This is a genomic window from Roseovarius sp., assembly GCF_018066915.1.
Lineage (GTDB): Bacteria > Pseudomonadota > Alphaproteobacteria > Rhodobacterales > Rhodobacteraceae > Roseovarius.
Window position 1 is genome coordinate 1 of sequence record NZ_JAGPVV010000047.1, and the last position, 11,450, is coordinate 11,450.

The 11,450-nt window shown below is 63.1% G+C and carries 13 protein-coding genes; all 13 read left to right on the forward strand.

Annotation, left to right across the window (positions count from 1 at the left end):
- The coding region (locus KBT70_RS02725) for a GNAT family N-acetyltransferase (protein ID WP_296628494.1) at window positions 1–252 on the forward strand (252 nt) is incomplete at its 5' end.
- The gene (locus KBT70_RS02730) at window positions 249–779 is read left to right on the forward strand and encodes a GNAT family N-acetyltransferase (RefSeq protein ID WP_296628496.1); all 531 of its coding nucleotides are present in this window, start codon (window positions 249–251) and stop codon (window positions 777–779) included. The genes KBT70_RS02725 and KBT70_RS02730, both read left to right, overlap by 4 nt.
- A gap of 64 nt (window positions 780–843) precedes the next feature.
- Window positions 844–1,140: a chorismate mutase gene (locus KBT70_RS02735; RefSeq protein ID WP_296628498.1), complete on the forward strand. Its 297-nt coding sequence runs from the start codon at window positions 844–846 to the stop codon at window positions 1,138–1,140.
- Between the two features lie 48 nt (window positions 1,141–1,188).
- Window positions 1,189–1,566 (forward strand): 30S ribosomal protein S16, encoded by a 378-nt coding sequence (rpsP, locus tag KBT70_RS02740; protein WP_296628500.1) that lies wholly within the window; start codon window positions 1,189–1,191, stop codon window positions 1,564–1,566.
- 18 nt (window positions 1,567–1,584) lie between these two features.
- Complete coding sequence (gene bluB / locus KBT70_RS02745) at window positions 1,585–2,214, forward strand: 5,6-dimethylbenzimidazole synthase (protein WP_296628503.1); 630 nt, start codon at window positions 1,585–1,587, stop codon at window positions 2,212–2,214.
- A 70-nt stretch (window positions 2,215–2,284) separates the two neighbouring features.
- Window positions 2,285–2,794: a ribosome maturation factor RimM gene (rimM, locus tag KBT70_RS02750; protein ID WP_296628506.1), complete on the forward strand. Its 510-nt coding sequence runs from the start codon at window positions 2,285–2,287 to the stop codon at window positions 2,792–2,794.
- Complete coding sequence (gene trmD, locus KBT70_RS02755) at window positions 2,791–3,594, forward strand: tRNA (guanosine(37)-N1)-methyltransferase TrmD (protein ID WP_296628509.1); 804 nt, start codon at window positions 2,791–2,793, stop codon at window positions 3,592–3,594. Before rimM ends, trmD begins: the two co-directional genes overlap by 4 nt.
- Window positions 3,595–3,840: 246 nt before the next feature.
- Complete coding sequence (gene rplS, locus KBT70_RS02760) at window positions 3,841–4,224, forward strand: 50S ribosomal protein L19 (RefSeq protein WP_296628512.1); 384 nt, start codon at window positions 3,841–3,843, stop codon at window positions 4,222–4,224.
- Between the two features lie 11 nt (window positions 4,225–4,235).
- Complete coding sequence (rpmE, locus tag KBT70_RS02765) at window positions 4,236–4,457, forward strand: 50S ribosomal protein L31 (RefSeq protein ID WP_296628513.1); 222 nt, start codon at window positions 4,236–4,238, stop codon at window positions 4,455–4,457.
- A gap of 455 nt (window positions 4,458–4,912) precedes the next feature.
- Window positions 4,913–6,268 carry a bifunctional UDP-N-acetylglucosamine diphosphorylase/glucosamine-1-phosphate N-acetyltransferase GlmU gene (gene glmU / locus KBT70_RS02770; RefSeq protein WP_296628515.1) on the forward strand — a complete coding sequence of 452 codons (1,356 nt, stop codon included), beginning with the start codon at window positions 4,913–4,915 and terminating at the stop codon, window positions 6,266–6,268.
- Window positions 6,268–8,091: a glutamine--fructose-6-phosphate transaminase (isomerizing) gene (gene glmS, locus KBT70_RS02775; protein ID WP_296628518.1), complete on the forward strand. Its 1,824-nt coding sequence runs from the start codon at window positions 6,268–6,270 to the stop codon at window positions 8,089–8,091. Before glmU ends, glmS begins: the two co-directional genes overlap by 1 nt.
- A gap of 106 nt (window positions 8,092–8,197) precedes the next feature.
- The gene (locus KBT70_RS02780) at window positions 8,198–10,504 is read left to right on the forward strand and encodes a glycosyltransferase (protein WP_296628520.1); all 2,307 of its coding nucleotides are present in this window, start codon (window positions 8,198–8,200) and stop codon (window positions 10,502–10,504) included.
- A gap of 11 nt (window positions 10,505–10,515) precedes the next feature.
- On the forward strand, window positions 10,516–11,349 hold the full coding sequence (locus tag KBT70_RS02785) for a hypothetical protein (protein WP_296628522.1): 834 nt from the start codon (window positions 10,516–10,518) through the stop codon (window positions 11,347–11,349).
- Window positions 11,350–11,450: the final 101 nt, after the last annotated feature.

Genomic DNA, 11,450 nt, shown 5'->3' on the forward strand with positions numbered 1-11,450 from the left:
CGTGGCATCGCCTATGAGGCCGCGGCGCGCGCCCGCCAATATGCCTATGAAGACCTCGGGTTCACGACCCTCACCTCGAACATCGTGCCGGGCAATACACGCTCGGTCGCACTTGCAGAACGCTTGGGCGCATGCTTCGAGCGGGAATATGACAATATCCACATGGGGCGCGACCTGCTCTATCGTCACCCCGGCCCCGATGCCGCCTTTGGCCGCGACGACGACGACGGCTCGGTCGAGGCCTACGCATGACAACCTTCACCGTGCATATCCCCGAGGTCAAAAGCGGTGATCTTGTCCTGCGCGCGATTTGCGAGGATGATCTTGACGCGCTCGCGGCCTTTTATGCTGGCGCGCGTAGTCACTTTGTCGGCGGACCGCTTGGGCGGGCAGAGTGCTGGCGCCTCATCGCGGCCAACCTCGGGCATTGGGCGCTGCGCGGCTATGGCATGTGGGTGATCTCGGATCGCGGCACAGGCGACCCGATGGGCCTTTGCGGGTTCATCTTTCGCGACGGCTGGGACGAGCCGGAACTTGGCTGGCAGGTCTGGGATGGGCACGAAGGGCGCGGCATCGCCTATCGCGCAGCGCAGGCCGCCCGCGCGCATGGTGCTGCAAATTTTGGTCTCGACGGTGTGGTTTCCCACATCGACCCGGACAATGCCCGCTCTCAGGCCCTCGCCCGCCGTCTGGGCGCGCGCTTTGAGCGTGAGGGCACGTTGCTTGGCTTGGCCTGTCAGGTCTGGCGGCATCCGAAATCCGACGAGGTGGCCGCATGACCCATCGCCCGGACCTTACGTTTCACGCCACAAACCGCAAGGTTTGTACATGCCGGAGTCTCGCATGACTGACGCCACCGCCCTTGCCGCCCAACTGCTGAAAGAGCATCGCCAGAGCATTGACCGGCTCGACGCGATCCTTGTTTTCACGCTGGCCGAGCGGTTCAAGCACACGCAGGCCGTGGGGAAACTCAAGGCTGAACACGACCTTCCCCCGTCCGATCCCGCGCGCGAGGCGCAACAGATCGAACGGCTCGAAGAATTGGCAAAAGCGGCCGATCTCGATCCCGCTTTCGCCAAGGAGTTTTTGAACTTCATCATCGCCGAGGTGATCCGGCATCACCAGAAGCACCAATCGTAAGGTGGGTCTGACCCCCGCCAAACCCACGCCATTAAAGGAGAATATCAAATGGCCATGAAAATCCGTCTCGCCCGTGGTGGCAGCAAGAAACGTCCGTCCTACCGTATCGTGGCCGCCGACAGCCGCATGCCGCGCGATGGCCGCTTTATCGAAAAGCTGGGCACCTACAACCCGCTCCTGCCGAAAGACAGCGAAGACCGCGTCAAGATGGACGTCGAGCGCGTGCAGCACTGGCTGGCACAGGGCGCCCAGCCGACCGACCGTATCAGCCGCATGCTGGAGGCCGCAGGCGTCATCGCCAAGAAAGAGCGCGCCAACCTGAAAAAGGCCGTTCCGGGCAAGAAGGCGCAAGAGCGCGCCGCCGAGAAAGCCGCCAAGGCCGAGGCCGCCAACGCCCCTGCCGAAGAGGCTGCGACCGAGGAATAAGACAGGTAAGGCGCTGGAATGTCACAATTTTCCAAGGACTTCCAGACTGGCCTGCGCGATCTCATGCGATGGCGGCGCGATGTGCGCCGCTTTCGCCGGGACGCGGTGGACGAGGCTGTATTGCAAGACTGCCTCGACACCTTCCTTCTCTCGCCCTCTGTGGGGCTGAGCGAGCCGTGGCGCGTGATCCGGGTGCAATCGCCCGGCGCGCGCGCTGCGGCGCTGACCAATTTCACCGCCGCCAACGACCGCGCTCTTGCGGGTTATGATGGCGAAAAGGCCAAGATTTACAGCGGCTTGAAGCTCTCTGGCATGCAAGAGGCTCCGGTGCAATTGGCCATTTATTGCGACGAAACGACCGACAAGGGTGCAGGTCTTGGTGCGGGCACGATGCCCGAAATGCGCCGCTATTCCGTGGTCGGTGCGATCACCCATTTCTGGCTGGCCGCACGGGCGCAGGGGCTGGGCGTGGGCTGGGTTTCGATCCTTGATCCCGTGCAATTGTCGCGGGATCTCGAAGTGCCCGCCGACTGGGCGCTGGTGGCCTATCTTTGTGTCGGCTGGCCAGAGACCGCGAGCGAAACGCCCGAACTGGAGCTTGCCGGATGGGAAACCCGCCGCCCCACTCTTCCGACAGAGGTGCGCTGAGCATGACCCCGTTGCGCATCACGGGAATTGAGTGGATCATCCCCCAATCGGCCCAACCGGAGATCACCCCATGAGCGAGAGCGACCGCATTTGCGTGGGTGCCATTGGCGGCGCCTTTGGCGTGCGTGGCGAGGTGCGGCTCAAGAGCTTTACCGCCATGCCCGAGGATATCGCCGCCTATAGCCCGCTCAGCACCGAAGATGGCGCGCGCGCCTTTGACGTGACCCTGACGGGCCAGACCACCAACGGTTTCACCGCGCAGTTGTCGGGCGTCACCACCAAAGAGGCAGCCGACGCGCTGCGTGGCACGCGGCTCTATGCCCTGCGCGGGCAATTGCCCAATCTGCCGGATGATGAATTCTATCACGCCGACCTGATCGGTCTGGAGGTATGCGATACCGGCGGCGCGGTGTTGGGACGGGTCAAGGCAGTGCTCAACCATGGCGCATCCGATATTCTGGAAATCCACGCGCCCGGTCTATCCGCGACCATTCTATTGCCGTTTACCAAAGAGGCGGTGCCGACCGTCGATCTGGCCGCTGGCCGCATCATCGCCGATCCGCCCGATGGTCTGACATGAGCGATACGCCCCGCTCGCATGGGCGCAAATCCATTCGCGCCACGATGACCCCGCGCGAATTGATCACGCCCACGCCGGAACTGGCGGGCGTCTGGACAGCACGGGTGATCACCCTGCTGCCGCAAGCGTTTCCGGGGGTTCTGGGCGAGAGCCTGACGGGACGCGCCCTGCAAAACGGTCTCTGGGCGCTGGATGCCATCGACCTGCGCGCATACGGCGAGGGGCGGCATCGCAATGTCGATGACACCCCGGCTGGTGGCGGCGCGGGCATGGTGCTGCGGGCCGATGTCATGGGGCGCGCGATTGACGAAGCGATGGCAGGCACACCGCCCGGCTGGCCGCTGATCTACCTTAGCCCGCGCGGGCAGCGATTTGATCAAGCGATGGCGCAAGACCTGTCGCAACGCCCCGGTGTCACCCTCATTTGTGGCCGGTTCGAGGGGCTCGATGAGCGCGTGATCGAGCACTATGGCATCCAAGAGGTGTCGCTGGGCGATTTCGTGATGACCGGCGGCGAGATTGCAGCACAAGCGATGATCGACGCCACCGTGCGCCTCTTGCCGGGCGTTTTGGGCAATGCCGAGAGCACAGCCGAGGAAAGCCATTCCAACGGGTTGCTGGAGCATCCGCAATATACCCGCCCTGCCGAATGGATGGGCCGGGTCATCCCCGAGGTTCTGACCTCTGGCGATCACGCACGGGTCGAGAGATGGCGGCGCGAGATGTCCGAGCGCCTGACTGCCGAGCGCCGCCCCGACCTATGGGAAAAACACCTCAGCGCCCGTTCTGACAAGGCTTGATCCGTCCCGCACTTACCCCTATACCCCGCCTTGCTTGGAATCGCTTGGCGGCTCTGGGCCTGTTTGTTTTTGGCTACGTGCCCGCCAGACTTTCTTCGGTCGCCTGCGGCAGCCCCGGCAAACGGATCACAGACAAGGACGACCTGATCTCTGGCGGGCGCATCTGCGGACCCGGAAGAAGACCAAGAGCTCTGAGGACGCGAGACACTTTGCGGAAAAAACCGCAAGCAAATCAGGAGAGAAGCGATGGATATTATCGCTCAGTTGGAGGCGGAACAGATTGCCGCCCTCGGGAAGACCATTCCCGATTTCAAAGCCGGCGACACGATCCGCGTCGGTTACAAAGTGACCGAAGGCACCCGCAGCCGCGTGCAGAACTTTGAAGGCGTGTGCATCAGTCGCAAGAATGGCAAGGGCATCGCCGGTTCGTTCACGGTCCGCAAGATTTCCTTTGGCGAAGGCGTGGAGCGTATGTTCCCGCTCTATTCGACCAATATCGACAGCATCGAGGTTGTGCGCCGTGGTCGTGTGCGCCGCGCCAAGCTGTATTACCTGCGCTCGCGTCGCGGCAAGTCCGCACGTATCGCAGAGGATTCCACCTACAAGGCCCAATCGGGCGCTTCCGCGTAAGGATTGGTACGATGAAAAAAGACATCCACCCCGATTACCACGTCATCGACGTCAAGATGACCGACGGCACCATCGTTCAGATGCGCTCGACCTATGGCAAGGCAGGCGACACGCTGTCGCTCGACATCGACCCGTCGGTGCACCCCGCCTGGACCGGCGGCAGCTCGCGTCTGATGGATGCCGGTGGCCGCGTGTCCAAGTTCAAGAACAAATACGCCGGTCTCGGGTTCTGAACCCTGTTTCCGGACGGATACGACAAACGCCGCCCCTCGGGGCGGCGTTTTGCATGGGACGCAGGCGCAGCTTTACTTTTTGGTAGGGATTGGGGTATAAACAGGACATCCGAAAATCGGTTTTCAGTGTCCTCACCGAAAACGTGACCCTGCGGAGTTGCTGCTCCGCAGGGTCTTTTCTTTCAGGGGATTAGAACCCCATCAAGAGCCGGATGATCCCAACGAGCAGCGTCCCCGCCGCGAGTAAGACCATCCATTTCCGAAAGTCGGGTTCTCTCAGTTTCCTCACCTCCTTGCGCTACAATGGTTTGCAGCAAAACTACACCACCGAGCTGGCGTGAAGGAAAGGTTAAAATTGTCGATATTTGCGACGAAATAATTACCCATTCGGCCCCTGCCCTTGCACCTGTGCCGCAACCGGATAAAACGGACGCAAACGAGGCAGAGGGCGCAAAATGGCGACGGCACTGATCATACTGGCCGCAGGTCAGGGGACGCGGATGAATTCCGAGCTTCCCAAGGTGCTGCATCCGATCGGCGGCGCGCCGATGCTGGGGCACGCGATGCAGGCGGGCGCGACGCTGGAGCCCGATCAGGTCATCGTGGTGGCCGGGCATGGGGCCGAGGCGGTGCGTGCCGCAGCACTCGAGTTTGACGAGACCGCAGAGATCGTGATCCAAGCCGAGCAACTGGGCACGGCGCATGCAGTGGCGCAGGCCGCGCCGCGTCTGGTGGGCTATACGGGCGATGCGCTGGTGCTCTATGGCGACACACCTTTTATTCAGCCTGAAACGCTGGAACGGATGCAGGCCGCGCGCGGCGCCCATGACATCGTCGTTCTGGGCTTTGAGGCCGCCGATCCGGGCCGCTACGGGCGGTTGGTGACGGACGGCGACACCCTGCTGCGGATCGTTGAGTTCAAGGACGCGACCGAGGCAGAGCGCGGTGTGACTCTGTGCAACAGTGGCGTCGTTCTGGCGCCTGCGGCCTTGCTGTTCGAGCTGATTGCAGAGGTCGGCAATGCCAATGCGGCGGGCGAGTATTACCTGACCGACATCGTAAGGCTGGCACGGGCGCGGGGATTATCGGCGACCGCTGTTACCTGCGACGAAGCCGAAACCATGGGCATCAATTCCCGCGCCGAATTGGCGCGGGCCGAGGCCGCGTTTCAGGCCCGTAAACGCGCCGAGGCGCTGGAAACTGGTGTGACGCTGGTCGCACCGGATACGGTGCAGTTTGCCTATGACACATGGCTGGGCCGCGACAGTCTGGTCGAGCCCTATGTGGTCTTTGGTCCCGGCGTGACCATCGAGACCGGCGCGCATATCCGCGCGTTTTCGCATCTCGAGGGCTGCCATGTGGCGCGCGGTGCGGTGGTTGGGCCCTATGCCCGGCTGCGTCCCGGCACCGAATTGGCCGAACACGCCCGCATCGGCAATTTCGTCGAGGTCAAGAACGCGCTGATCGGCGAGGGGGCCAAGGTCAATCACCTGAGCTATATCGGCGATGCGCGCGTGGGCGATGAGAGCAATATCGGTGCGGGCACCATCACCTGCAATTACGACGGTGTGAGCAAGCATGAGACGGTGATCGGTGCGCGCGTTTTCGTGGGCTCGAACACCATGCTGGTGGCCCCCGTGACCTTGGGCGACGGGGCAATGACCGGATCAGGATCGGTGATCACCCGCGATGTGGCCCCGGATGCGCTGGCCATTGCCCGCGCGCCGCAAGTGGACATGCCGGGGCGGGCGCGCAAGCTCTTCGATCTGTTGAAGGCGCGCGCCGGAAAACGCGACAAAGGATCAAACTGATGTGTGGGATTGTCGGAGTTCTGGGGGATCACGAGGCAGCACCGCTGCTGGTTGAGGCGCTCAAGCGGCTGGAATATCGCGGCTATGACAGTGCCGGGATTGCCACGATCAACGAGGGGCGTCTGGATCGTCGCCGCGCGGTGGGCAAGTTGGTGAACCTGGCCGACATGCTGGTGCATCATCCGCTGGCGGGCAAGGCAGGGATCGGCCACACCCGCTGGGCCACCCATGGCGCGCCGACCGAGGCCAATGCCCATCCGCATCGCTCTGGTCCGGTGGCCGTTGTGCATAACGGCATTATCGAGAATTTCCGGGCGCTGCGGGCGGAACTGGCTGCCAACGGCATCGCCCATGAGACCGAAACCGACACCGAGACCGTGGCCCTCTTGGCGCATCACTACATGCAGCGCGGCATGGACCCGGTCGAGGCCGCACGCGCCACCATCGCCCGGCTCGAGGGGGCCTATGCGCTCTGCTTCCTCTTTGAGGGTGAGGCCGATCTGTTGGTTGCGGCGCGGCGCGGCAGCCCGTTGGCCGTGGGCCATGGCACGGGCGAGATGTTCGTGGGCTCGGATGCCATTGCGCTGGCCCCGATGACCGACCGGATCACCTATCTGGAAGAGGGCGATATCGCGGTCGTGACGCGCCTAAGTCTCGTGATCACTGACGCCAATGGCCATCTCGCCAATCGCCCGGTCAAGACCATCGAGATCGAGGCCGCCCGTGTGGACAAGGCCGGGCACAGGCATTTCATGGCCAAGGAAATCGCCGAACAGCCCTCGGTGATCGGTGCCGCCCTCGGGCATTACCTGAGCAGCGATGGAACGCGCCTGACCCTGCCCGCAGGCGTGCCGGATTTTGGCAAGATCGAGCGGCTGACACTGGTGGCCTGTGGCACCGCCTATTACGCCTGTCTCACCGCGAAATACTGGTTCGAGCAGTTGGCGCGTCTGCCGGTCGAGGTCGATATCGCCTCGGAGTTCCGCTATCGCGAGCCGCCTGTAAGCCCCGGCACCGTGGCGATGTTCGTCAGCCAGTCGGGCGAGACCGCCGATACGCTGGCAGCGCTGCGCTATATGCAGGGGCGCGCCGCGCAGATCGTGTCGGTGGTCAACGTGCCCGAGAGTTCCATCGCCCGCGAGAGCGATCTGGCGCTGTCGATCCATGCCGGGGCCGAGATTGGCGTGGCCTCGACCAAGGCCTTTACCTGTCAGTTGACAGTGCTCTTTCTCTTGGCGCTCAAGGCGGCGCAGGACCGCGGCCATATCGGACCAGAGCGTCTGGCCGATGTCTTGTCGGGGCTGCGCGCCCTGCCCGCCGCCTTCAACACGGCGATGGAGTGTGGCGAGCAGATCAGAGCTATCGCGCGCCAGCTTGCGACCGCGCCCAGTGCGCTCTTTCTCGGGCGCGGCCTGATGTATCCCTTGGCGTTGGAGGGGGCGCTGAAGCTCAAGGAAATCAGCTATATCCATGCCGAGGCCTATGCCTCGGGTGAGTTGAAACATGGGCCTATCGCGCTCATTGACGAGACGATGCCGGTCATCGTGATGGCCCCCTGCGACGCGCTCTTCGACAAGACCGTCTCGAACATGCAAGAGGTCATCGCGCGGGGTGGGCGTATCTTGCTGGTTTCCGATGCGCGGGGGGTGATGCAGGCGGGCGACGGTGTGTGGCAGAACATCACCCTGCCCGAAACCGATCCCATGCTTGCGCCCATCCTCTATGCCCTGCCGGCGCAGTTGCTCGCCTATCACACCGCCGTGGCCAAAGGGACCGATGTGGATCAGCCTAGAAACCTTGCAAAATCCGTCACGGTTGAATGACAAAAGAGGCACCGCAAGCAAGAGACCCGGTGCCGGACGCGCGCGGCTTGCATTGGCACGAGGGCTCCGCTAGACCGCTTGCGGTATTTCGATCCCTCAGGACATAATGGCACCGCGCATTTTCATCATAATGGCCGTGTTCCAGCCAGAGCCTGAGTATCTGGCTGCGCAGCTCCGGTCGCTTGCGGCGCAGACCCATGATGATCATCATTTGGTGGCCGTGATTGCGGATACGACTTCTGATAGGCTGATTGCAGAGGCGGCCGCGGCGGCGGGCCTGTCCCTGACCCTCGTGCCCAGTGATGTGCCGCTTGACGCCGTGCGCGCCTTTGAGGCCGGTCTGAGCGAAGCGCTGCGTCTGATTGACGCCGAGGGTCTGACCCAAGACGACACCCTCATCGCGCTCTGCGATCAGGATGACATCTGGCATGCAGATCGGCTTGAACGCGGGGTGGCGGCGCTGGCGGCAAGCGGCGCCGATCTTGTGCATAGCGATGCGCGCCTTGTTGGGCCGGATGGCACGACCGTGTTGCACCGCTCGATGTTCGCCTTTGAGCGGCGCAAGAAAGCCCCCGGCCTGCGCGGCCTGCTTTATCGTAATAACATCACCGGCATGACCACGCTGATGCGGCCCCGGCTGGTGCGGCTGGCGCTGCCCTTTCCGCCGCAAAGCGGGGTGCATTTCTACCATGATCTCTGGCTTGGCCTCTTGGCCTCGGCGACGGGCGGTGTGCATCTGATCGACGCGGCCCTCGTCGATTACCGCCAGCACCAGAGCAACGTGATGGGTGCCATCGACCGCAGCGGAAGCAAAGGTCTGCGATGGAAGCGCCCGGATGCCATGTGGATGCGCAAGGAGGCCACGGCCTATGCGCTGGCGCGATATCTGGGGCAGTCGACCTATAACCGATTGAGTGATGCCATTACCGACGGTAGCCTGAAACATGGCGAGGCCAAAACTGCGCCGCTGCGCCCCTATCTGCGGCGGATGCGCGGCATGGGCACACATCTGCGCGATGCGCTGGGGCTGGCCCTGCAGGGGCACGCGGGGCTGGCGCGGATCGCTGCGGGATTTGCCGTGGTCAGCACTGGACGCACGGTCTGGACCCTGCGCGAGGCATTTGGGCCGGGCCTGAGGAGTGCCATCGACGGATTTGACACGCGGCTCTATTCGCTCTCACCGGGGATGACGCCGCGCCCGCCCCGCAACCTGTCCGGTCCGGCCAAGTCTCCGGTCAAGCACGAGGGCATTGTCGACCTGCGCAAGGAGCCGCGCTTTGTGCCGGAGTTCTCGGCACCCCACGCCGCGCTGAACATTCTGGTGCCGACGCTCAATCCGACCGAAATCTTTGCTGGGATTGCCACCGCGCTCGACATTGGCCTTGGGCTTGCGGTGCGGGGCTATCCTGTACGCTTTATCGCCACCGATTTGCCGATGTCTTCTCCGGGCACCTCGCGCAGCTTTGTGCTGGGGCGCCTTGGGCAGAGGCAAGACGTGGAAGCCGTAAGCACGCGCATCACCCTGTATTGCGGCGTGCAGAGCCCGACGCTGACACTCCATCCCGAGGACCTGTTCATGGCCACGGCCTGGTGGAGCGCGCATGTCGCGGAAAAGCTGATCCGGCGGCACGAGATGGCGCAGGGGCGCTTTCTCTATCTGATCCAAGACTACGAGCCGCATTTCTATGCCTGGGGCCCGGAATTCGCCGATGCGATGGCCAGCTATCACTTTGATTTCGAGCCGGTGTTCAACACCACCCTGTTGCGCGACTGGTTTTCCGAGCAGGGGTTCGGCTTTGCCACCGGGGATGTTCTGGCGTTTCACCCCTCAATCGACATTGAACGCTATAGCCATGTTGCGCGCCGGGCGGGGGGCGCCGGGCCACGCCGTCTGGCGCTCTATGGACGGCCCGACGTGCCGCGCAACATGTATGCCACCGCAATCGAGGCCCTGGCGCGCTTTGTCGAGAAAGAGGGACTGGGCCCAGAGGAGATCGAGCTTGTGTCCATCGGCCAGCATCACAGCGATGTCTCGCTGCCGGGGGGGCTTGTGCTGCGAAGCCTCGGAAAGCTCCCTTGGGAGGATTATCCCGACTATCTCGGCACCGTCGATCTGGGTCTGTCGCTGATGTATTCACCGCATCCGAGCCATCCACCGCTGGAAATGGCCGCCGCCGGTGTGCGGGTTGTCACCAATGGGTTCGGCCCCAAGGACCTGAGCCGGTTGAGCCCTGCCATCCTCTCGGTGCCTGCCACGGCCCCGGATCTGGCCGATGCGCTGGGGACCGCGTGGCACGCAGCGCCCGTGACCCAAGCGGAGCGCGAGATCGACCTGCGCGACCTTGGCAGCCATCCCGAGGACATGATCGACGATCTGGCCAATCGCCTTGCCACGCGCCTTGCACGACCCTAGAAGCCTGCGCCATGACCCAAAAGATAATCCTGCATATCGGCTCTCCCAAATGTGGCTCGACCTATCTCCAGCGTGTGATGGTGCAGAATTCCGAGACGCTGTTGCAGCAAGGTATTCACTATCCCGCGCCCACCGGATCGCATCCGGGCAATGCCGCGAATCTGGCCGAGATCACGCAGGCGGATGTTGACGCCATGTTCGCGAATGGGGCCCATACCGTGGTCCTGAGCCACGAGGACCTCTACTCGCTCTCGAAACGCGGGATCGCCTTGGCGGGCATCACCGCAAAGACCGGAATCGCGGTGCAACTGCTGGTGTTCCTGCGCCCGTTCAGTGACTTCGTGTTTGGCGATTACTCGCAATTCATGAAGCAGTTTTTCGATACCTTTCTGGCCGAGCGCAAACCCTATGGCGGGCGCGATTTCGAGACCTTTGCCAAGCGCCGGATCGACACGATGAAACCCGCCGTCTATCTGACGAATTGGGGCAAGCTGTTCCCCGGCTTGCCGCTCATCCTTGATAGTCACCGCAATATCCAACCCGTGCTCGACACGGTTCTGGGGCAGCCAGAGGGCATGATCTGGGAGGTGCCGCATCACGAGACAAATCCTTCGTTGCGGATGCAGGATTGCGACGTGATTGCCGCGGCCATGCGAGACCCCGGCTGCGCGGATGAGGACATCCGACAGATGTTCCTGAGCGCCTTCCACCAGACGCAAGAGCCGGACATGGGGCGCAGCCCGGAACGGATCGCATGGCTGGAAGAGCAATTCCGCCCGCACAACGAGGCCTTGCTGGCGCAGTTCGGATTTGACAACCGGGCCCCTGTTCGCCGCGATGCCTGAAGCGCAGGAGGCGGCGCGTCAGTCCGAATCTACCGCGGTGGTTTTCATCAGGGCCTGATGATGCGCGATGGCCTCGTTGACATCCTCATAAAAACTGAGAA